At 61.3% G+C, this 22,276-nt stretch carries 15 protein-coding genes; 6 read left to right on the forward strand and 9 right to left on the reverse strand.

Translation table 11 applies throughout. The features are described from left to right. Position 1 precedes the first annotated feature (1 nt). Both AC54AF_RS09665 and AC54AF_RS09670 read left to right on the forward strand, forming a co-directional pair. The gene (locus AC54AF_RS09665; RefSeq protein WP_496636370.1) at positions 2–2,698 is read left to right on the forward strand and encodes a TonB-dependent receptor domain-containing protein; all 2,697 of its coding nucleotides are present in this window, start codon (positions 2–4) and stop codon (positions 2,696–2,698) included. Between the two features lie 232 nt (positions 2,699–2,930). Further along, positions 2,931–4,565, forward strand: coding sequence for an NAD(P)/FAD-dependent oxidoreductase (locus AC54AF_RS09670; RefSeq protein ID WP_496636371.1), 1,635 nt, complete (start codon positions 2,931–2,933; stop codon positions 4,563–4,565). A gap of 83 nt (positions 4,566–4,648) precedes the next feature. Here the strand turns inward: AC54AF_RS09670 and AC54AF_RS09675 are convergent, their stop codons facing one another. The 7 genes from AC54AF_RS09675 to glnA all read right to left on the reverse strand — a co-directional run bounded on the left by AC54AF_RS09675 (position 4,649) and on the right by glnA (position 15,085). Continuing rightward, a complete protein-coding gene (locus AC54AF_RS09675) occupies positions 4,649–7,342 on the reverse strand; it encodes a TonB-dependent receptor (protein WP_496636372.1) in 2,694 nt (897 codons plus the stop codon). Positions 7,343–7,754: 412 nt separating this feature from the next. Continuing rightward, the gene (locus AC54AF_RS09680) at positions 7,755–9,137 is read right to left on the reverse strand and encodes a GAF domain-containing sensor histidine kinase (RefSeq protein WP_496636373.1); all 1,383 of its coding nucleotides are present in this window, start codon (positions 9,135–9,137) and stop codon (positions 7,755–7,757) included. Positions 9,138–9,271: 134 nt separating this feature from the next. Beyond that, on the reverse strand, positions 9,272–10,237 hold the full coding sequence (gene corA, locus AC54AF_RS09685; protein ID WP_131688820.1) for a magnesium/cobalt transporter CorA: 966 nt from the start codon (positions 10,235–10,237) through the stop codon (positions 9,272–9,274). 140 nt (positions 10,238–10,377) lie between these two features. Further along, positions 10,378–11,868, reverse strand: a complete 1,491-nt coding sequence (gene ntrC, locus AC54AF_RS09690; protein ID WP_496636374.1) for a nitrogen regulation protein NR(I) — start codon at positions 11,866–11,868, stop codon at positions 10,378–10,380. A 48-nt stretch (positions 11,869–11,916) separates the two neighbouring features. After that, positions 11,917–13,005: a nitrogen regulation protein NR(II) gene (gene glnL, locus AC54AF_RS09695; protein ID WP_496636375.1), complete on the reverse strand. Its 1,089-nt coding sequence runs from the start codon at positions 13,003–13,005 to the stop codon at positions 11,917–11,919. Positions 13,006–13,010: 5 nt separating this feature from the next. Continuing rightward, on the reverse strand, positions 13,011–13,514 hold the full coding sequence (locus AC54AF_RS09700) for a DUF4124 domain-containing protein (RefSeq protein ID WP_496636376.1): 504 nt from the start codon (positions 13,512–13,514) through the stop codon (positions 13,011–13,013). A gap of 155 nt (positions 13,515–13,669) precedes the next feature. Further along, positions 13,670–15,085, reverse strand: coding sequence for a type I glutamate--ammonia ligase (gene glnA, locus AC54AF_RS09705; RefSeq protein WP_070219258.1), 1,416 nt, complete (start codon positions 15,083–15,085; stop codon positions 13,670–13,672). A 384-nt stretch (positions 15,086–15,469) separates the two neighbouring features. Between glnA and AC54AF_RS09710 the strand changes: the two genes are divergently transcribed. From AC54AF_RS09710 to AC54AF_RS09720, 3 genes are all read left to right on the forward strand, one after another. Then, entirely contained in the window at positions 15,470–15,931 is a 462-nt protein-coding gene (locus AC54AF_RS09710) for a rhodanese-like domain-containing protein (RefSeq protein WP_496636377.1), read from the forward strand. Positions 15,932–16,088: 157 nt separating this feature from the next. Further along, complete coding sequence (locus AC54AF_RS09715) at positions 16,089–16,439, forward strand: type II toxin-antitoxin system RelE/ParE family toxin (protein ID WP_496636378.1); 351 nt, start codon at positions 16,089–16,091, stop codon at positions 16,437–16,439. After that, positions 16,436–16,720 carry a Fis family transcriptional regulator gene (locus AC54AF_RS09720; RefSeq protein ID WP_496636379.1) on the forward strand — a complete coding sequence of 95 codons (285 nt, stop codon included), beginning with the start codon at positions 16,436–16,438 and terminating at the stop codon, positions 16,718–16,720. The genes AC54AF_RS09715 and AC54AF_RS09720 overlap by 4 nt, the downstream gene beginning before the upstream one ends. Positions 16,721–16,724: 4 nt before the next feature. On the opposite strand, the gene AC54AF_RS09725 is transcribed toward AC54AF_RS09720, so the two are convergent. Further along, positions 16,725–18,077 (reverse strand): TAXI family TRAP transporter solute-binding subunit, encoded by a 1,353-nt coding sequence (locus AC54AF_RS09725; protein ID WP_496636380.1) that lies wholly within the window; start codon positions 18,075–18,077, stop codon positions 16,725–16,727. Positions 18,078–18,208: 131 nt separating this feature from the next. On the opposite strand from AC54AF_RS09725, the gene AC54AF_RS09730 reads away from it, so the two are divergent. Further along, a complete protein-coding gene (locus AC54AF_RS09730; protein ID WP_496636381.1) occupies positions 18,209–18,814 on the forward strand; it encodes a glutathione S-transferase family protein in 606 nt (201 codons plus the stop codon). Between the two features lie 49 nt (positions 18,815–18,863). On the opposite strand, the gene AC54AF_RS09735 is transcribed toward AC54AF_RS09730, so the two are convergent. Continuing rightward, complete coding sequence (locus AC54AF_RS09735; RefSeq protein WP_496636382.1) at positions 18,864–21,992, reverse strand: transglycosylase domain-containing protein; 3,129 nt, start codon at positions 21,990–21,992, stop codon at positions 18,864–18,866. Positions 21,993–22,276: the final 284 nt, after the last annotated feature.

The following is a 22,276-nucleotide window of genomic DNA, read 5'->3' on the forward strand; positions in this document are numbered from 1 at the left end:
CATGCAAGTGGCAAACGCACAAACCACTGGCGAAAGCATTCAAAGGGTCGAAGTGACCGGTTCGAGCATCAAACGCGCGGAAGCCGAAACCATTTCGGTCGTTCAAACGCTGACCCGCAAGGACATCGAACAAACAGGTAAAGCTTCGATCGCCGACGTCGTGCGCAGTATCTCCGCCGATAACAACGGCAGTATCAGTGGCTCCTTCACCAACGGTTTCGCCGGCAGCGCCTCGGGTGTTTCGCTGCGCGGTTTGAGCGTCAGCTCGACCCTCGTACTGATCAATGGCCGCCGCACGGCGCCTTACGGCTTCGGCGATGACGGCCAGCGCAGCTTCGTCGACTTGAACTCGATTCCCCTCGACGCCGTGGACCGCATCGACATCCTGAAAGACGGCGCTTCCGCCATTTATGGTTCCGATGCGATCGCCGGCGTGGTCAACATCATCTTGCGCCAGAACTATGTCGGCAAGACCATTTCGGCCAATGTCGGCCAGAGCGGCCACGGCGACGGCACCGTCACCAGCATCTCGGGCGCTATCGGCTTCGGCGACATGGACACCGACAAATTCAACGTCTTCGCCACCATCGATGCGAAAAAATCGGGCGAAATCAAGCAAAGCAGCCGCGACAAGTGGATCGGCCAGGCCGATGCCCGTCCATGGGGCGGCCGCGACCAGCGCGCTGGCGCCACGACCGGCGGCAACGGTGGCGGCAGCTCCTTCCTGGGCACCCTGCGTCCAATCTCGCCAAAACTTGGCAATGTAACCAACTTGCCGGGCTCGTGCGATCCGATCAACCTCGATCCAACCGGCGGCACTGCGGGCGATAACGCCGGCGGCGGCTGCCTGTGGGATCCGATTCAGTTCGCGACCATCCAGCCAAAGACCGAAAACGTCAACCTGTTCATGCGCGGTACCCTGGCGCTGGGCGCGAATGCGCAAGGCTACACGGAAGTGGGCATCTTCAAATCAAAGGCCGACACCTACACCACCCCGTCCGGCCTGACCGGCGCCGGCTTTGACCTGATCAACGCCCGCGTCAACAACACCAACAGTGGCACGGACCAACTGCTGATGCCAGCGGGCCACCCGGACAACATCCTAGGGGTCGCCGCTCGTCCACGCTGGGTCGATGCTTCGCGTCCACGCGTATCGAACCTCGAAACGACCGTCACCCGTGTCCTGGCCGGCGTCAAGGGTACGTACGCCAACTGGGATTACGATACGGGCCTGATGTACGCAGAAAGCAAAACCGACCGCACGCAAACGGGTTACTACCGTACCAGCGCCCTGCGCACGGCGCTGAACAACGGCACCTTCCGCATCGGCAAAGGCGTGGTCAACACCCCTGAAGTACTGGCACTGGTATCGCCTACGCTGCAAAACTCGGGCACGACGAAGAGCACCTCGCTGGACTTCAAGGCTACGCGCGAACTGTTCCAATTGCCAGGCGGCATGATGGGCATCGCTCTGGGAGCCGAATACCGCAAGGAAGAGACGAACAGCCAGGCAACGCCATACACCAATATCAACGATATCGTTGGCCTCGGCTATTCCGCTTCGCAAGGTTCGCGCAACGTCAAGGCCCTGTACGCCGAGATCGCCGCGCCAGTCATGAAAGAGCTGGAACTGCAATTCGCGCTGCGTACCGATGATTACTCGGATTATGGCCGCTCGACCACGCCAAAAGTTGGCTTCAAGTTCACGCCTGCCTCGGCCGTGGCCTTCCGCGGTACGTATGCGGAAGGTTTCCGTGCTCCAAGCGCCGCAGAAAACGGCAACAGCGCCGTGGCGGCGTTCACCAGCATCCCCAACGATCCCGTGCGTTGCGCTGTCACGGGTTTGCCAGTGGATTGTACTTTGTCGCAACAAGTTGGCGCGATCACGATCGGCAACAAAAACATCAAGCCAGAAACATCGAAGAGCTATAGCCTGGGTATGGTGCTTGAGCCGATCAAGAACATCAGTCTGTCGATCGACTGGTGGAAAATCGTCCGCGAGGGCGAAATCAACGGTTCCGATCCTGGTGCCGTGGTTGCCAACCCAGCTGGTTACCCGGATGCGGAAATCGTTCGCGGCGAACCAACGAGCAACTTCCCGGGCCTCGTTGGTCCTATCCTGATGATCAAGGCGCCTTACCTGAACGCGGGTCAAACCAAGACCTCGGGTATCGACCTGGATCTGCGCGGCAAGTACAACGCAGGAGAATACGGCCGCTTCAACTCGGGCGTGACGGTTACGTACATGAAAGAGTTCACCCGCACCAACGCCGACGGCACGGTACTGAAATTTGCCGGCACCCACGGTGACGTCAACCTGTCCGGCAACGGTGGCACGCCGAAGACTAAAGTCCGCCTGACCCTGGGCTGGGATCAAGGTCCGGTCAACGTCACGGCGAACATGAACTACGTCAGCAGCATCAGCAACAAGAACGATGTTGACGGCGAGTGCCTGGACTCCGATGCGGACCACGTGCCATATAAAAACTGCCGTATCGCTTCGTTCACGACCACGGATCTGTTTGCCAAGTGGAGTGTCACGAAACAATGGGAACTCACCGCGTCGATCACCAACTTGTTCGACAAGATGGCACCGCTGGACGTGCAGACCTACGGCCGCATCAACTACAACCCATCGCTGCACCAGTCGGGCGCTGTGGGCCGTTACTTCACGCTGGGCGGCCGCTACACGTTCTAATCGCCAGGCAAGATATCACCGTTAGTTAGCAAGATAAATCCGGCGGCCATGCAGTGGTCGCCGGATTTTTTCTTTTTGCAGTACCTTTTCTTTCCTACCGCGCCAAGGCGCCACCTTCCCGGCAGATGGCCCGCAACTGGACATGCGGGTAAAATACCGCCCTGATGCCCTCACGCGGCATAACACACTCTCCGCTAGATACGGAGCCCGGCAATTTTTAAGACTACACACCATGTTGCGACTCAACGAAGTAAAACTCCCCCTCGAACACGACGAAGCGGCCCTGCCCGCCGCCATCCTGGCACGCCTGGGCATCGCCGCCGCCGACCTGCTCGGCTTTACCGTCTTCAAGCGCAGCTATGACGCGCGCAAGCGCAGCGCCGTGGTGTTGATTTACTCGCTGCATGTTGACGTCAGGAATGAAGCGGCCGTGCTGGCGCGCCTGCAGCACGATGTGCACCTGATGCCCGCGCCCGATACCGACTACAAATTCGTCGCCGGCGGCGAACAGCTGGCCGGCCACAGCACTGAGCCGCGTCCCATCGTCATCGGCACGGGCCCCTGCGGCCTGTTCGTGGCGCTGATCCTGGCGCAGATGGGCTTGCGCCCCCTCATCCTGGAACGCGGCAAGCAGGTGCGCGAACGCACGGTCGACACCTTCGGCTTCTGGCGCAAGCGCGAGCTCAATCCCGAGTCGAACGTGCAGTTCGGCGAAGGCGGCGCCGGCACCTTCTCCGACGGCAAGCTGTACAGCCAGATCAAGGATCCCAAGCACTACGGCCGCAAGGTGCTGACGGAATTCGTCAAGGCGGGCGCGCCCGAAGAAATCATGTATGTGAGCAAGCCGCACATCGGCACCTTCCGCCTGGTCAAGATGGTGGAAGAAATGCGCGCAAACATCGAGCAGCTGGGCGGCGAATACCGTTTCAGCAGCAAAGTGGTCGATCTCGACATCGTGCCCGGTGCGGACGGCGGCCAGGTGCGTGGCGTGGTGCTGGACAATGGCGAAACCATCGCCAGCAACCACGTCGTGCTGGCCATCGGCCACAGCGCGCGCGACACCTTCGAAATGCTGCACCGCCGCGGCGTGTACATCGAAGCGAAACCGTTTTCGATCGGTTTCCGCGTGGAACACCCGCAATCCTTGATCGACAGCTGCCGCTTCGGCCCCAGCGCCGGCCACCCGATCCTGGGTGCGGCCGACTACAAGCTGGTGCACCACGCCAGCAATGGCCGTTCCGTCTACAGCTTCTGCATGTGTCCGGGCGGCACGGTGGTGGCGGCCGCCTCGGAACCGGGCCGCCTGGTGACGAACGGCATGAGCCAGTATTCGCGCAACGAGCGCAACGCCAACAGCGCCATCGTCGTCGGCATCACGCCGGCCGACTATCCGGGCGACCCGCTGGCCGGCATCGCCCTGCAACGCGAACTGGAAGAGCGCGCGTTTGCCCTGGGCGGCGGCAATTACGATGCCCCGGGCCAATTGGTGGGCGACTTCGTGGCCGGCCGCGCCTCGACCGAATTTGGCAGCGTGGTGCCATCGTACAAGCCGGCCGTGCACTTGACGGATCTGGCGCCATCCTTGCCCGAGTACGCCATCACGGCCCTGCGCGAAGCGTTCCCGGCGTTCAACAAGCAGATCAAGGGCTATTACAAGGCCGACGCCGTGCTGACGGGCGTGGAAACGCGCACCTCGTCGCCGATCCGCATCAAGCGCCGCGACGACAACCTGCAAAGCCTGAACACGCGGGGCCTGTTCCCCGCAGGCGAAGGCGCCGGCTATGCGGGCGGCATCCTGTCGGCGGCCGTCGATGGCATCAAGGTGGCAGAGGCGGTGGCGCTGTCGATGGCGGCACGCGGAAAATAAGCAACGACTGCCGTGCCGCACGGCCAGGCAAAAAAACGCCCGGGTTTTCACCCGGGCGTTTTAGCTTTCAGCCTGCAACAGACTTAGAACGTATAGCTGCCGCGCAGATACACGGTACGGCCAATGGCGTCCGCGTAGCGTGGATCATAGCCAGCCTGGAAGGTGTTGGTTTGATAGCTCAGTGGCGGTTCGCGGTCGAACAGATTGCGCACACCGGCGGTCAGGGTCACGTTCTTGGTGGCGGCAACCGTACCGAAAGCGTCAAAGGTGGTATAGGACGCCACTTTGTTCTCTTCATCCTGATCCAGGTAGCCAGACTTGTAATGACCCGACATGCCGGCACTAAAGATACCGCTGTTCCAGTTCACGCTCGCCGTATGCTGCCAGCGGAAGATCGGACCGGAGCCGGAGAAGACACCCACATTCTGTTTCCATTTACCGCCTTCGGCACTTTGATAATCGTACTTGTTGACGTAAGTGCTGTTGGTGATCAGGGCGAAAGTGCCGAAGTCGCTGGTGCGCAAACGGTAGTTGACGCTCAAGTCGAGGCCGCGGGTCTTCACGCCACCCAGGTTCTGGGTACGCAGGTCGACATAGCCGCAAGTGGCCGGATTCGGACATTGTGAACCGTCGGTAGCCAGGTTGCCGTTCGCCGTGCGGTGGTACACGGCAGCGTAGGTAACCGGGTCGCCAAACACATCGTCTTCCTGCAGGGCACCGATCGAATGATCGAGCTTGATATCCCAGTAATCGATGCCGATGCTCAGGTTGGCGACCGGTTCAAATACGACACCCACAGTAATGTTGCGCGACTCTTCAGGCGACAGCTTTTTATTGCCTCCAAACAATGCCTGGAATTGCTGTTCGCAATTCGTTGCCTTTGGCTTGCCAGGCAATGGGGTACCATTCGGGCAATTAACTGGGTCGTCACGCTGGCTGGTATTGGTGTACGTTTGCGAAGAATTGATCTCATACAGCGATGGCGCGCGGAAACCGGTCGAATACGAACCGCGGAACAGCACTTCTTTTGTCGGCTGGAAACGGAACGCCACTTTCGGGTTGGTCGTATTGCCGAAATCGCTGTAACGGTCATAGCGCACGGCGGCAGTCACGTCCAGTGTCTTGAGGATAGGCACGTTCAACTCGGCATACACGGCTTGCGTGGTGCGCGAACCTTCATCATGCGTGTTCGGATCAATACCGGTACTGGCAACGACCTTGGCAGCATATTCCGAATTGGCAGTGCTGAGGAATTTTTCATGTCCCACTTGCGCACCCACGGCCAGAGCGGCAGCGCGGCCAGCGCCCAGCCAGTCGCCCAGCTCCCGGCTTGCATTGAAGTCGGCGACCTTGGTCGTGCCCTTGGCGTTGCGAACGTTGCCGTTCAATGCCGCACTTTCGATCAAGGCCATGCCGGCCGCATCTTGCTCGCCGTATGGATTGATGATGCCGTTCAAGACACCCTTCGTGATAATGCCACCATCGCTGTAGCCCATCAAATTCACAGCGACCTTGTTTTCATTAAAGGTCAGCGCCGCGTTGTAATCCCAGCCAGCGAGGTTGCCGTTCAAGCCAGCGACGAAACGCTGTTGCTTGTTGATATTTTCATCAGCGCGCGAACCGTTCGGCAAATCGCGCCATTTGACGTTCACGAAGCCAGGATTGACACCGGCAGGCATGAAGTTGGGATCGACGTAGTTGGCATCGAGCGGAATATTCGGCGTGAAATTGCCATTGCCCGGGTAGTACGGATTCGGCGAACCATCGAGACGCGTACGGTTCTGGCGAAGGCCACCATACGGCACAGGGGCGATTGCGCTGTAGACCTTGCTTTCGCTGTTCAGGTATTCAAGGCTTATCTCGTGATTCGCGTTCAGCTTCAAGACGCCTTTGAGCAAGCCGGTCGTGCGCTTGCTTTTCGGTACATAGTCCACGAAGTTCGAGGTCGACATATTGCAGCTGAGACCATCGCCACCAGGTACCAGGAAGGTGCCCGCAGCGCAACTAGGCGCGGTCGGATTGCCGGTCAGGTCATCCTGATAGTAATTGGCGGGACTGGTGGTAGGCGAAATGCCACCTGGATAGCGCTTGTTGTAATTGCGCTGGGTACCGGTAACGGCACGCTGGCTCTGGGTATCGAGCATACCGAAAATATTGAAGCCATCCTTATCCAGGTCGCCATAGCCGAAACCGACATTCGCATTCTTGGAGAAGCCCCCCGATTGTTCCGGCATATCGCCACCGATGCTGACGATGCCCCCCTGGAAGTCCTTGCGCGTGATGAAGTTAATCACGCCACCGACGGCATCGCTGCCGTACAGCGACGACGCCCCATCGCGCAACACTTCGACGCGTTCGAGCGCGGCAAACGGGATCATATTCAAGTCGGGCGCCGAGCTGTCGAGCGCATTGTTGGCCATGCGCCGGCCGTTGAGCAAGACGAGGGTCTTGTTTGCGCCAATACCGCGCAAATCGGCGAACGACGCGCCGCCAGTACCCAAGCCAACGACTTGGCTGGTGCCTTGCGATGCCTGCGAGGCGCTCAGGTTCGACATGACTTGCTCGATGGTGGTAATGCCCTGTTTTTTCAGGTCATCCATTTTCATGATGGTGATCGGTACCGAGGTTTCACCATCGATCCGTTTAATGGCGGAGCCGGTGACTTCGACACGCTGCATGGGTGCATCGCTCTGTTGTGCCAGGGCTGGCTGGGCCAGCATGGTCAGGCCAGCGACGACGGCGCTACCCGTAAACATCAAACGCAAAGAACGAGACAAGACTGTTTCCATCATCATTGCAAACTCCCCTTGATATAGTTTTTTATTGCATTTTTATCATGTGAACTCGGCGCCACCGAACTGCGGATGCGGCGCTCTGTGCAGGGCGGCTATGTGCTCATTAACATTCTTTATCGTTATGAAAACCGCACCCTGGCCTCCGCAAAAGGGCTGCCCGAATTTAATGAATGATGCATAGCCGCCATGCCACTACCGGTCAAAGGCCCCGTTGCCGTTGGCAAACTGAACCTTAATGAAACATCAAAACACGCGGAATTGGAAGGTGTCAACGATGCACTGAGCGCAGGAATAAAAAACAACAATTTCTAATTCAGTAATACTGTTTTGCACAATGATGGTGTACGGTATGCACCAGGAATCAGCGTCGCTGCACTATGTCAGTGAGGTTTTTTCACGCCTGCCGGGAGGCCAGCGGCAGCCTGATCTGTATATGACAGCCGGGACTGCTGTCGATGGCGCACACCTGGCCGCCCAGTTGCTGCACGATGGTGTAGACGATGTGCATGCCCAGGCCGGAGCCGCCCTGGCCCCGCTTGGTGGTGAAAAACGGTTCAAACATGTGTTCGCGCACGGCCGGCGCCAGGCCGATGCCGTCGTCGGAAAAATCCAGCAGCAGCCAGCGCGCGGCCGCGTCGGTGTCGTCCGCCTCGATGCGCGCGCGTATCGTGATGCGCCCCGGCCCGCCCTGCGGATAACCGTGGCGGGCGCTGTTCATCAGCAGGTTCGAGATAATTTGCGACAGCTTGCCGGCCGCCAGACGCACCTGGCAATCGGGCGCGATGTCGAGTTCCACGCCCAGCGCCGCCTTGCGCAGTTCCGGGCTGTGCGCCGATACCAGGCCGTGCACATAGTCGTGCAGTGCCAGGTCGGCCACGTATTCGCTGACCTGGTCCACGGCCAGCTGCTTGAAATTGCCGATCAGGTCAGCGGCGCGCGCCAGGTTGCGCTCGATCAGGGCCGCCGCGCCTTTCAGCGATGCGGCAATGTCGACCAGTTCGGCACGGCTGACCTTGGCGCCGCCCAACAGCTGCACCAGCTGGTCGGCATAGCTGCCCATGCTCGAGGCCGCCGTCAGCGCCACGCCGATGGGCGTGTTGACCTCATGCGAGACACCGGCCACCAGCGAGCCGAGGGCTGCCATCTGCTCCTGCTCGATCAGGTTGGCTTGCGCCGCCAACAGTGATTCAGTACGCACGCGCACGATTTCTTCCAGCTGCTGCGTGCGCTCCTGGTGCTGCAGCTCGGCCGCGCTGCGGGCCGAGAAGATCGACAGCAGCAACAGCGCCAGCAAGCGCTTGTTTTCATCGATGGGCCGCGTGTCGATGGCCGACAGGATGCCCAGGGTCTTGCCGTCGGTATCGATCAGCGGCATGCCAACATAGCTTTCCGCCTGCATGTCGACAAGGAGACTATCGAATGGAAAGCGACGCTGGATATCGCTGCCATGAAAACACATGCTCTGACAGGTCACGTCCTGGCAAGGCGTGTGCTGCAAGCTGTATTCGATATTCGGCTGGTAGCCGTCGCCGCCCCACAGGGCCAGGGTGCGGATGCCTTCGCTACCATCGTCCAGGCGCACCAGGCGCCCGGCGATCACATAGTGCACGTCGAGCGCTTCGGCCAGGTCCTTGACGAGAATGCGCAGGAAGTCGTCGCCACGGGCGTGCGCCGTCGAGGCGGTAATCGAGCGCAGGGCCGCTTCCGCCAGGGTGCGCCGCTGCTCGGGATCGAACAGGGGTTCTTGCGAATTCACATCAAACAACGGAATACTCATGAATGCTCCTGCACGGCACCGGAAACGCAAGCACACCTGCCGGCGCGGCGACTCTCAGCCATGATCCACCCCAGCGGACCTGCCGCGATTGTACCCCTGCCTATTGTTTAATAATACAGATACACAGGAATTTTTTACAGCCAGCCGGAACGCTTGAACAAGTAATACATATAACCGCAGACACAGCTCATCACTGCCACGGCGGCCGGATAGCCATAATGCCAATCCAGCTCCGGCATGAACTTGAAGTTCATGCCCCAGATGCCGGCAAACGCCGTAAACACGGCGAAAATAGCGGCCCAGGCCGCCAGTTGCTTGTTCACTTCGCTCTCGTCGATGGCCACCATCGACAGATTCACCTGGATCGCCGTGCTGATGGTGTCGCGGATGGTGTCGAGCGTGCCATTGATGCGTGCCAGGTGGTCGTGCACGTCGCGGAAATACTCCTGGGTATCGTGGCATAGCGGTGGCACGCGCCCGCCGTGCAGCTTGCCCACCGCTTCCATCAGGGGCGCCACCACGTGGCGCAAAACCATGACCTTGCGTTTCAACTGGTACAGCCGTTCGATATTGTCGCGCTCGGTACCCCGGTCGAAGATGCGGTCCTCGATCAGTTCCAGCTCCGATTCGAGGGCGTCGAGCACGGGAAAGTAGCGGTCGACGACGGCGTCCATCAACGCGTACAGCACGAAGGCCGAGCCCTGGCGCAGCAAGTGCGGTTCGCGCTCGGCGCGCGCGCGCACGCCGAGGAAACCTTGCGAACTGTTGCTGCGCGACGAAAGCACGTAATTGGCGCCAACAAAAATGTCGACTTCGCCCAGCACCAGCTCATTTTCAACCATTTCCACGGTTTTCACGACGGCAAACAGGGAGTCGCCATATTCCTCGATCTTCGGACGCTGGTGGCCCCGCTGCGCATCCTCGACGGCCAATTCATGCAGACAAAACTCGTGCTGCATCTGTTTCAGCTCAGCCGGCGTGGCGTCGAGCAGGGCGACCCAGACGAAGCAATCGGGCCGCTCGACGTAATCGCTGATGTCGTCAATCGGCAAGTCGGCCAGTTTTTTGCCATCCTGGTAGGCCACGCAGTTTATGAGCATGCTATTCCACAGTTCAAGTTAACACCGGACGAAACAGTCCGGCAGGCGCCAGCTTACCTTATCGCCTGCTGTGTGTGTTGTGGCGTGCATGGGACACCGGGAGGGGGAGCGGACGGGGCACGGCCCCGTCCGGACGGCAATCAGTCGTCCTTGGCGCCGTCGATGCCCAGTTCGGAGATCTTGCGGGTGATGGTGTTGCGGCCAATGCCCAGGCGCACGGCGGCGTCATTCTTGCGCCCGTGCGTATGCTTGAGCGCCGTCTTGATCAGGGCCGACTCGAATTGCCGCCCCAGCACGGCCATGACTTCCTGCTGCCCCGCGCCCAGCATGCCGGCCGCCTGCAATTCCAGTAAGCCAATCCAGCCCGGCGGCGCGCCGCTGGCGGGCGTGGCGGCCTCGAACACCTGCCCGCCGTGCGGCTGGGCAACGGCCGCCGGCGCCGCCTCGCCCGCCGCCGCAGTGGCCCCGCCATCGCCCTGCCCCTGCGTCAATTCCAGCGGCAAGTCCTTGATTTCCACCGTCTGGCCCGGCGCCATGACAGTGATCCAGTTGCACAGGTTTTCCAGCTGGCGCACATTGCCGGGCAAATCGAGGCTGCTGAGAAACTGCATCGTCGGTTCGCTCATGCGCTTGGCTTCCACGCCCAACTGGCGCGCGCTTTGCACCAGAAAGTGGCGCACCAGGATGGGGATATCCTCGCGCCGCTCCCGCAAACTGGGCAGGCGCAGGCGGATCACGTTCAGGCGGTGATACAAGTCTTCGCGGAACAGGCCGTCGCGCACGCGCTGCTCGAGGTTCTGGTGCGTGGCCGTAATCACGCGCACGTTCGCCTTCATCGGCTGATGCCCGCCGACGCGATAGAAATGGCCGTCGGACAGCACGCGCAGCAAGCGCGTCTGCAGGTCGAACGGCATGTCGCCGATTTCATCAAGGAACAAAGTGCCGTTCTCGGCCTGCTCGAAGCGGCCCCGGCGCGTCGTCTGCGCGCCCGTAAACGCCCCCCGTTCATGGCCGAACAGTTCCGACTCCAGCAAATCCTTCGGGATCGCCGCCGTGTTCAGGGCGATGAACGGCTGCGCCGCGCGCGGGCTGTGCTTGTGCAGCGCGCGCGCCACGAGTTCCTTGCCGGAACCGGATTCGCCCGTGATGAGCACCGTCACGTTCGATTGCGACAGGCGGCCGATGGCGCGGAAGACTTCCTGCATGGCAGGCGCCTGGCCGAGGATTTCCGGCGTTTCCGACGGTCCCGACTCGACGCTCGTCTCGCGCAGGCTTTCTTCCAGCGCGCGGCGGATCAACTCGACAGCCTTGTCGATGTCAAACGGCTTGGCCAGGTATTCAAAGGCGCCGCCCTGGAAAGCCGCGACGGCCGAATCGAGGTCGGAAAAGGCGGTAATAATGATGACCGGCAGGCCAGGAAAACGCGACTTGACCGTCTGCAGCAATTCCAGGCCGGAGGCGCCCGGCATGCGGATATCGGACACGAGCACTTGCGGCGTGTCAAATTCCAGTGCGGCGATGGCGTCGCGCGCATTGGCAAAACTCTTGGTGGCGAGATTTTCCCGCGCCAGGGCTTTTTCCAGCACCCAGCGGATTGATTCGTCGTCGTCAACTATCCAGATTGGCTTCATTAGTGTGTGCGTCCCGCAATGGATTTCATGGGTGGGATACTGCCTCGCTTATGGCAAGGGGAGAACGATCCTGAAATCGGTGTATCCAGGCCGGCTTTCGCACTCGATCACGCCCAGGTGCTGTTGCACGAAGGTTTGCGCCAAGGTCAGTCCCAGCCCGCTGCCGCCTTCCCTGCCCGACACCAGCGGGTAGAAAATCCGGTCGCGGATCTGGGGTGCGATGCCCGGTCCATTGTCAATGATATGCAAGTCTAATGCCAGGCCGTAACGGACCTTGGCCAGGGTCACCTGGCGCGCCACGCGGGTCTTGAAAATCAGCTCCGCATCGCCCGCCTCGATGCGCTCGGCCAGCGCCTGCGCCGCGTTGTGCGCGATGTTGAGCACGGTCTGTATCAATTGTTCCTTGTCGCCGCGAAATTCGGGGATCGACGCGTCATAATCGCGCGAAATGGTCAGACCACTGGGAAACTCGGCCAGGATCAGGCTGCGCACCCGCTCGCACACCTCGTGGATATTCACGTCGCCCACGATATGCGGGCGGCGGTGCGGCGCCAGCAGGCGGTCGACCAGGGTCTGCAGCCGGTCCGCCTCCTTGATGATGACTTGCGTGTATTCGCGCAGCTCGCTCAGGTGCAGGGCCGGCAATTCCAGCTCCAGCAACTGGGCCGCGCCGCGGATGCCGCCCAGCGGGTTCTTGATTTCATGCGCCAGGTTACGGATCAGCTCCTTGTTGACCTGGCTCTGGTCGAGGATGCGCTCCTCGCGGTCGAGCTTTAACTGCTGCACGTTTTCGCGCAGCTCGATCAGCACGCCGTCGCGCGGCGCGTCGAGCGCGCTGACGATGCTGTGCACGCGCAGCGGCTCGCGCCCCAGGCGCTCCAGGCTCAGGTCCTGGCGCAAGTCGGAAAACTTGTGTTCGAGCGCCTGCGCGCAAATGCCGGCCAGCTCCTCGGGATTGAGGAACAGGGCCGTCAGCTTTTGCCGCGACAGGGCTTTCAATGAGCTTTCCAGCAGGTTTTCCGCCGCCGCGTTGGCATAGCCGATGCGCCCGTCGCCGTCGAGCAGGATCACGGCCGAGGCCAGCAGATCAAGGCCGGCCAGGTGGGCCGGACGGCTGGAGTGGTTGTCTAGTGTCATGTGCTTTACCGAATATTCGCGATCTCGCGTTTCAGGGCCTCGACGTTCTGCTGTGTCCGGCCAATGTTGTCCTTCAACTGCGCCACCCGTTCCTGGTATTTCGCATAGTTGCGCTCATTGCCCTGGCGCTCGGGCTGGCCGCCGTTCAATTCCAGGCGCTGCGCCGCCAGCTTCTGCTCTTCGCTGCGCAATTCGTCCTGCAGGATCTGGCGCCGGTCCAGGTCGCGCGCGCGCTGCTCGGCGCCATCGACCCTGGGAAACGCGCCGGCGGCAGGCGCCGCCGTGGCCGCCGCCTGCACGGTGGGCCGCGCGCCAGCCAGCGGCGCCGTCTTGCGCGGCGGCTCCGTCATGGCGCCCGGCAGATCGAGCAACTGGCAATGCTTGCCAGCACTCCTGTCCGTGTACGTCTTGTGTCCCTGTGCATCGGCGCAGACATACAGCTGCCCGTGCGCCTGGGCCGCCGCGCCCAGCAATCCTGCCATCAGCGCCATTCTGTAATGCTTGGTCAATCTTCACTCCTGTCGGCACATGCCGCATCGTTCCTGGGCCGACTATACAACACCGCACGATCACCACCTTGGCGTACTGCATAAAAAAACGCGGGCAAGACCATCGCCTCACCCGCGTTCTTATTCACTACCGGCACGTTGCCGGCGTGGCGCCATTACAGCGAGTAGTACATGTCGAACTCAGCAGGATGCGTGGTCATGCGCATGCGCTGTACGTCCTGCATTTTCAGTTCCAGGTAAGCGTCGATCATCGAATCGCTGAACACGCCGCCACGGGTCAGGAACTCGCGGTCCTTGTCCAGGGCTTCCAGTGCTTCTTCCAGCGAAGCGCACACGGTCGGGATCAGTGCGTCTTCTTCTGGCGGCAGATGGTACAGATCTTTCGAGGCGGCTTCGCCCGGATGGATCTTGTTGGCAACGCCGTCCAGGCCAGCCATCAGCAGTGCGGCGAAGCACAGGTACGGGTTCGCCAGTGGATCCGGGAAGCGCGCTTCGACGCGGCGGCCTTTTGGATTGGCCACGTGCGGGATGCGGATCGAGGCGGAACGGTTTTTCGCCGAGTACGCCAGTTTCACTGGAGCTTCGTAGCCTGGTACCAGACGCTTGTACGAGTTGGTGCCAGGGTTGGTGATCGCGTTCAGTGCCTTGGCGTGCTTGATGATGCCGCCGATGTAGTACAGGGCGAAATCGGACAGGCCGGCATAGCCGTCGCCGGCGAACAGGTTTTTGCCATCTTTCCATACGGATTGATGCACGTGCATGCCCGAACCGTTGTCGCCAACGATAGGTTTCGGCATGAAGGTGGCGGTCTTGCCATAGCTGTGCGCCACGTTCCACACCACGTATTTCAGGTTTTGCGTCCAGTCGGCGCGCTCGACCAGGGTCGAGAACTTGGTGCCGATTTCATTCTGACCGGCGCCGGCCACTTCGTGATGATGTACCTCAACCGGGATGCCCAGCGATTCCAGGATCAGGCACATTTCCGAACGCATGTCCTGGAAGCTGTCCACTGGTGGCACCGGGAAGTAGCCGCCCTTGACGGTAGGACGGTGGCCGCTGTTGCCGCCTTCGATGTCCTTGCCGGTCGACCACGAACCTTCGTCCGAACCGATCTTGACGAAGCAGCCCGACATGTCGATCTTCCAGCGCACGCTGTCGAAGATGAAGAATTCTGGCTCAGGGCCGAAGTAGGCGGTGTCGCCCATGCCCGACGATTTCAGGTAGGCTTCGGCGCGTTTCGCGATCGAGCGCGGGTCGCGGTCGTAGCCCTTGCCGTCCGACGGTTCGATCACGTCGCACTGCATGAACAGGGTCGTTTCTTCCATGAACGGGTCGATATTGGCCGTGTTTGGATCCGGCAGCAAGATCATGTCGGACGCTTCGATGCCTTTCCAGCCAGCGATCGAAGAACCGTCAAAGGCGTGGCCCGACTCAAATTTGTCCATGTCGAAGTGCGACACGGGAACCGTCACGTGCTGCTCTTTACCACGGGTATCAGCAAAGCGGAAATCAACGAATTTGACTTCGTTTTCTTCTACCATCTTCAAGACTTCTGCGGCTGTCATTGCCATGCGTATCTCCTAAATGAATGTGGGGTGAGCCGACCTTAATGCGTCTGGGCTGATGAAGCGAAGCAAACATTGCGTGCCACCAAAACTCATAAGGATCATAGCAGATTCCATGCCAGCTTCTGAACGGACGTGGCCGCCAAGGTCAAAACCCGGCCATCCCTGTGAAAGTTTTCCTGCCCACGATTTTTACGCGCGTTTGCGTCACATCAGGAATGCACTATGCAAGTGCAAAAAACGAATAACGCACCATTATCGTGCATTCCGTGTGAATTTCTGAAAAATGCCTCGTTGTGGTGCATCGACCGTGCACCAAGTATTCCCGTTTGCGGGGCGCGGACGGCGCACTATAATCGACCACACCTTTTCACTTTCATCGAGGACGCCATGACCACCGCCGCCGACATCCTGACCACCGCCCGCAGCCGGGCCAATGAAGGTACGCCATATGCCGGCGCCGTCACGCCGCAGGAAGCATATGCCTTGCTGCAACTCGATGCTGCCGCCAAGCTCATCGACGTGCGCACGAATGCCGAGCGCGACTGGGTCGGCCGGGTCGACATCGCCGATACCCAGCATGGCGCGGTGCAGTGGGCCACCTATCCGGGTGGCGTGCCGAATCCCGATTTCCTTGCGCAACTGGCGGCCCAGGCCGGCAAGGATGAAGTGCTGCTGTTCCTGTGCCGCTCCGGCGTGCGTTCACGCCATGCCGCCAAGCTGGCGACCGAGCACGGCTACATGAACTGCTTCGACATCCTCGAAGGGTTTGAGGGCGACAAGGACGCGGACGGCCACCGCAAGCAGATCAGCGGCTGGTGCAAGGCGGGCCTGCCGTGGCTGGGCGCCTGACGCTGGGTGCCTGACTATCTGAACCGTGTTTGATCTGGCGGGCCATGCTGCGGCCCGCCATCGGCTACAACCATCCATGCGCGCCCGACTTTCTCAAGAGCGGCGCCGACTCTCCTTGTAAGTATGTACCTTATATAGTACAACGTAGAGGTGCGTCATGGATGCTTCCGGCTTGCCGCAGATTACCCTGCTGTTCTATGCGAACGGCAATGGCGGCGAACCCGTGCGCGACTGGCTCAAGTCCGTGCCCATCGAAGAGCGCCATGCGATCGGGCAGGACTTGATGCATGCGCAATGGCGCTGGCCCGTGGACATGCCCCTGTGCCGCCACCTGGGGCAAGGCTTGTCGGAAGTGCGCAGCAGCTTGCCCGGCAACCGCATCGCTCGCGTGCTGATCTGCCATCACGGCGATTGCCTGGTGGCGCTGCACGGCTTTATCAAGAAAACCCGCGCCACGCCGGACGACCACCTGGCGCTGGCCCGCAAACTCAACAAGGAACTGCCATGAATGCCACCGCTCCCCATCTTGGCAGCAGTCTCGACGACTTCCTCAAGGAAGAAGGCATCTTCGAGCACACGCAAACCCGCGCCATCAAGGAAGTGATCGCCTGTCAACTGATGCAGGCGATGCAGGAACAAGCGCTATCGAAAACGCGCATGGCGGCCCTGCTGCAGACGAGCCGCTCGCAGCTCGACCGCCTGCTCGACCCCGGCAGCGACGTGACGCTCTCCACCCTGGAGCGGGCCGCCGCACTGGTCGGGCGCAAGCTGTCGGTCACCCTCGTTTAAGCGCTCAGGCCGGCTCGCCCGCTTCAAGGGCCGGATGCTCGCCCATCAGTGTCAGGATGCGCTTGCGCACGAAATTGATGTGGCTGCGCAAACCATACAGGCCATCGGCAAACGACAGGGGAATCGAGATCTGGTTGACCATTTCCTCGATCTGATCCAGCCGTTGCAATTGCGCCGCATACACTTGCGCGCGCTGCTCTTCCGGTACGTCTTCCAGCGCCTGCTCTACCGTGCGCAGCTGGCCGTACCAGCGGTACACGCGCGAGCGGATGCGCCATACGTACAGGGGCGGCACCACGCGCGACAGCGGCAGGATCAAGGCGCCCAAGGCCACCACCAGCACCCACATGCGGTCAAAGAAATTGGCCAGCCAGAAACTCATGTAGCGCTGCAGCACGGGCGCGCCATCCTTGTAGAATTTCAGCGCTTCGGGCGCGACGGGAATTTCCGTGTAGCGCGCGGATGGGAACTGCCCCTGCTGCTGGAACCAGCCCGTGCCCCCATGGATGCCGGCCGCCGCCTGCACGAACAGGTCGACCAGGGCGGGATGCAAGTCTTCGCGCGCGACTAGGGTGGCGGTCGGCGCGATCAGGTGATAATCCTGCGCGGGAATGTTACGCCCCAGGTCGACTATGCCGCGCGGCAAGACGACATGCGTGAGGAAAGGCAGGCGCCGCGTGTACGCTTCCGCTTGCGAAAAGTCAAACAGCTTGATGCCCGGCGTTTGCAGCAGCATCTGGATCAGCGGCGCTTCCGGCGCCGAGCTGAACACGAGACCGTCGATGCGCCCTTCCAGCAGCTCCACCGTGGCGGGCGTGTTTTGCAAGTCGCTCACCGTCAATTCCTTGGCTTCGACGCCATTCACGGACAGTAACTGCCGGAACAGGCCGGGCACGCCCGTGCCTTCCGGCCCCAGGTTGATCTTCATGCCCTTCAATTGCGTCAGTTCCGTCACCGCCTTGTCTTCGCGCAGGAACAGCCACACGGGTTCCGTAAACAGGCTGCCCAGGGAAATCAAGCCATGCCGCTCGGCATCGTCGTGTTCCGTCGAGCCGCTTTGCACGAAGGCGATATCGGTCGTGCCGTTATTGAGGCGCTGCAGGTTTTCCTGCGAGCCCAGCGACGGCTGCAAGGTCACCTTGATGCCGTGCCTGGCCAGGGTGGCCGCGTATTTCTTGCCGAACTCTTCATAGGCGCTATTGTCCTGCCCCGTCGACAGGCTCACCTGGCGTGGCGGCGCCGGGTCGACCAGCCAGTACGCGAGCGCGCAAAACGCGCCGACCAGCAGCAGGGTAGGACCGGCGGTGGCGAGGAAGTCGCGCACGGAAAAGCGGCTGAACGCGAGGATTTTGGACATGTGGTGGCGCATAGGTTTCATGGGTGGCTACGATGCCAAGAAAACCCCAACTATGCAAGGCACTTTCACGTGCGCGGCCTGACCAAATCCGCTACAGTGCTGGATCGACCACTTGCCTATGGAGCCCCTGCATGCTGAAAATTCTTGGAAAAGCTGCCTCGATCAATGTCCGCAAAGTCCTGTGGACCTGCGAGGAACTCGACCTGCCGTATGAACGCGAAGACTGGGGCAGCGGCTTTCGCAGCACGGATGACCCTGCCTTCCTGGCCTTGAACCCGAACGCCATGGTGCCCGTGCTGCTCGATGGCGACCTGGTGCTGTGGGAATCGAACACCATTTGCCGCTACCTGTGCGCGCAGGCGGGCCGCGACGACTTGCTGCCAAGTACGCCCCGCGCCCGCGCGGAAGTGGAAAAATGGATGGACTGGCAGATGGGCGACCTCAACAACAGTTGGCGCTACGCCTTCATGTCGCTGGTGCGCCACAGCCCGGCCCACCAGGATGCGGCGCAACTGGCGGCCGGTATCGCCGGTTGGAACAAGATGATGGGCGTGCTGGAACAACAGTTGCAGCGCACGGGCGCCTACGTCTGCGGCGAAGCCTTCAGCCTGGCGGATATCGTGCTGGGCCTGTCCGTCAAACGCTGGCTGATGGCGCCGATGCAGCGCCCCGACTATCCTGCCATCGCCGCGTATCATGCGCGCCTGGAAGATAAAACGGCCGTGTTTGCCGGCTAGAAAAAAGCCGGTGTGACACCGGCATTTTGCTACCACTGCCTGCTGACTGCTAATTCGTGCACTGCCTGGCCACGCCCTCGGCCGGCGCGGGCGCCTCGATCAGCGGCATCAGGCTTGGCGCCAGGGACACCAGCAATTGCACCGGCAAGGCGCTGGTGAAATCGTAGTTCTTCGATTCCGGCCCCCGCACATACGCCGTCATGCTGCCGTAGAAGCGCTCACCAATATTGAACACGAACGTGGCCGAACGGTTCACATAGCGCGACTCGATCAAACGGCCACCGGCGCCGTACACGTCGAAGCGCTGGTCGCCCGTGCCCGTCTTGCCGCCCATCGGGATCGGCACGCCATCGGCGCCGACGAACGCCGTCTTTGCGCGTTTCGCCGTGCCGTCCGACACCACTTCGCCGATGGCCTTGGCGACGGCGCGTGCCACGTCTGGCGACAACACTTGTTCCGCCTCCACCTTGCTGCCCCGCTTGACCATGGTGTCATACAGCGTGTTGGCGGCGAAATGCATGGAATCGATGCGCACGCTCGGCTTGCGCACGCCATCGTTGATGATGATGCCCATCAACTCGGCCAGCGCGGCGGGACGGTCGGCCGACGCGCCCAGGGTGGTCGCATACGACGGCACGAGCGAGTCGAAGGGATAGCCCATCTTCTTCCACTGGCGGTGGATTTCCAGGAAGCCTTCCACTTCCAGCAAGTTGGCGATGCGGCGGTCCTGCGCATGCTTGCGGTGCGTGTTGAACAGCCATTTATAGACTTCCTGGCGTTCCTTCTCGCTGGCCGCCACCATCTGCGACAGGGTAGAACCTTCGTGCTGGCGCAGATACGCCACCATCCACAATTCCAGCGGATGCACATTGGCGAGATAGCCGCGGTCGGCCAGCGACCAGTTTTCCATCGCGTACTGCTGATACATCCTGGCCACGCGCTCGGGCGGCACTTCGTTTTGCGACGGCAAGTTGGCGTTGAGGAAATCGCCAAATTCCGCCACCGTGCCCTTCGGATTGATGGTGCGGAAGATATTTGCCAGGCGCACGGGCGTCGGGCGGATGCTGGCCAACAGGATCTTTTCCTGCTCGTCGACGCTCTTGCCGCGGTACTTCTGATAGAAGCGGTGCAGGAATTCGCGCCCTTCCTTGTCGGCAAAACGGCTCAGGTACTGGGCCCGGCGCGGATCATCCGCATCGGCCAGCAAAGATGCCGAGGAATCGGGGCGCGAAAACATGTAGTAGCGGGCCACGTCGCGCATCAGGCGCACGAACACCAGGTTGGTCGACTGGCGCAGCGCCTGCTGTACCGTCATGATGCGGCTGTCGTCGAGCTTGGAGAAGTTGCCGAAATGGTGCAAGCCGCCGCCCGTGAAGAAGCCTTCGCCCGGGTTGCCCGAATATTTGCGTTCCATGGCGGCCGCCAGCATGGCGGCCAAATTGCGCGCCTCACCGAGCGGCAACGGTTTCAGATAGGCGATCGCCCACTGCGACAGCATGTCCTTCGGATCGACGGCGATCTTATTCAGCTCGGCGGCGCCCATGCCGCTGTAGCGCTGGTGCAACTGGTCGATGATGTCCAAGTAGGTGACCAGGGTGCGCAGCTTGGCCGTGGAACCCAGGTCCAGCTTGGCGCCTTCGTTGATGTCGAGCGGCTGGTCGTAGTTATCCGTCTGCACGCGCAGCAAGTTGGCCTGGTCTCCCTTTTGCAGCAGGGTAAAGCTGTAGACCACGTTGGCCGGGTCGCCATTGCCCAGCATGCCTTTGCCCGTCAGGCCGGCCGCTTTCGCCACTTCCGGGTCGCGCAATTCGCGCAAGACCTTGGTGACGGCGTTTTGCGCCTGCGCATCGAGCGTGCTGACCACTTTCAGGTCGAGACGGTCGAGGTTGTACAGGCGCGGATCGCCGAGCATGCTGGCCAGGTGGTTGCGCACGGCATTCGAGGCCTTGCGCGTGACGAACGAGGTCGACGCTTCCGATTGCACGCCCGACGCCGTCGACGGGCGCAGCTTCTCGGCAATGGCCGCATTGCGCAGCTGCGGCGAGATCACGCCCGCCTGCGCCAGCAGGCGCAGATGGCTGTTGGTCAATTCTTCCAGGTCGGCGCCACCGGCCACCAGGTAATGCGAAGGACGGCGCTGCGCGATCAGCAAGCTCAGTGCCTGCTTGTAGGCCAGCGCGCTGCCCGGCTGGTCCATATTACCTTTGAGTAAAGTTTTCACTTCAGCGAACGGCCGGCCATACCAGACCCACATGCCATCGCCAATGCCGTTGACTTCGCCAAAGCCGCTCTTTGCCGACAGCGGCACGGTGTTGAGGTAATTGACGACGATCTTGCGCCGCGCTTCCATGGTGTTTTCGCCATCCTGGTACGCGCGCAGGCTGGCCGAGATCATCTGCAGCAGCTTGTCCTGCATGGAACTGGTGCGGCCATCCTCCGAATGGCGGTATTTTTCGATCTGCGTGGCCAGGGTGCTGCCGCCGCCACTGCGGTGGCCGCCAAACAGGTTCAGCGCCTTGTCGAAGACAGCCTTGCTCAGGCGGTCCCATTCCACGGCCGGATTGCGCTCGGGCGTGCCCGGGTCGAGCAATTCCCGGTTTTCGATGAACAACAGGCTTTGCACGAGCGCGGGCGGCGCTTCGGCAAAGCCGTCGAACATGCGCTCGGGATAGCTGGCCGCGAACAGGGGCGCGGCGCGGCAATCGAGAATGGTCAGTCCGGCGCGGTTTTTCTCGTGATAGGTGGCAAAGATGCCCCGGTCGACCAGTTCCACCATCTTCGGCGACATGCGCGCCTGCGCCGTGACGGCATAGTCGCGCGCATTCAGCTTGGCGATAAAGTCCGGCAGGCTGGCATAGCCGAGACGCTCGTCATACGGACCGTGCTGCGGATAGCGGATGGCGCCCGCCGGTGCCGGGCCAGGCTCGACCTTGAAGGCCAGCTGGCGGTCCAGGCGCGTGAAAAACTCCGCCTGCAGGGCCGAGGTGCGCACTTCGCGCATGACGAACCAGGCCACGCCGGCGATCAGCGCCAGCACGATGATGGCAAAGATGGGCCAGATGCGCGAACGGCGCTTCCTCGGAGGGCTCACCGGCGGCGGCGCCTCGGCGCCCGGGTCGGAGGGTGGTTCAGAGGGGGGCCGCTCTTGCGCGGCCAGATTGACGCCTGTGTCTTTCATGGGATGCTGGGGTAAGGTTGGGTTTGGACGGCGCGGAAAAGGCGGTAGCGATACCGCTCCGCGCAGGATAAGACCAGGGCCGGCCAGGGCCGGTCACGACAAAGCTTGCTTAACATGATGTCCATACCGGTGAATCAAAAAAACACGCTACTGCACAGGCAGGCAACCCCGCGTTTGACGCGCAAGGCCCCTGTTCACCATTCCACCACATCGGCATGAAAACGACAGACGAGCGCACACAAAAATCTTGCTCCATTGAAGATTTTCGCAAAAAAACAACGCCT

The sequence above is a fragment of the Janthinobacterium sp. JF4 genome (assembly GCF_059617925.1).

Bases quoted from the DNA above. Each gene is read 5' to 3' on its own strand.
- AC54AF_RS09730 (WP_496636381.1), top strand. From the start codon at position 18,209: ATGCTGAAAATTCTTGGAAAAGCTGCCTCGATCAATGTCCGCAAAGTC.
- glnL (WP_496636375.1), bottom strand. From the start codon at position 13,005: ATGACACTAGACAACCACTCCAGCCGTCCGGCCCACCTGGCCGGCCTT.
- AC54AF_RS09735 (WP_496636382.1), bottom strand. From the start codon at position 21,992: ATGAAAGACACAGGCGTCAATCTGGCCGCGCAAGAGCGGCCCCCCTCT.
- AC54AF_RS09670 (WP_496636371.1), top strand. From the start codon at position 2,931: ATGTTGCGACTCAACGAAGTAAAACTCCCCCTCGAACACGACGAAGCG.
- AC54AF_RS09710 (WP_496636377.1), top strand. From the start codon at position 15,470: ATGACCACCGCCGCCGACATCCTGACCACCGCCCGCAGCCGGGCCAAT.
- glnA (WP_070219258.1), bottom strand. From the start codon at position 15,085: ATGGCAATGACAGCCGCAGAAGTCTTGAAGATGGTAGAAGAAAACGAA.
- corA (WP_131688820.1), bottom strand. From the start codon at position 10,237: ATGCTCATAAACTGCGTGGCCTACCAGGATGGCAAAAAACTGGCCGAC.
- AC54AF_RS09680 (WP_496636373.1), bottom strand. From the start codon at position 9,137: ATGAGTATTCCGTTGTTTGATGTGAATTCGCAAGAACCCCTGTTCGAT.
- AC54AF_RS09725 (WP_496636380.1), bottom strand. From the start codon at position 18,077: ATGTCCAAAATCCTCGCGTTCAGCCGCTTTTCCGTGCGCGACTTCCTC.
- ntrC (WP_496636374.1), bottom strand. From the start codon at position 11,868: ATGAAGCCAATCTGGATAGTTGACGACGACGAATCAATCCGCTGGGTG.
- AC54AF_RS09665 (WP_496636370.1), top strand. From the start codon at position 2: ATGCAAGTGGCAAACGCACAAACCACTGGCGAAAGCATTCAAAGGGTC.
- AC54AF_RS09720 (WP_496636379.1), top strand. From the start codon at position 16,436: ATGAATGCCACCGCTCCCCATCTTGGCAGCAGTCTCGACGACTTCCTC.
- AC54AF_RS09715 (WP_496636378.1), top strand. From the start codon at position 16,089: ATGGATGCTTCCGGCTTGCCGCAGATTACCCTGCTGTTCTATGCGAAC.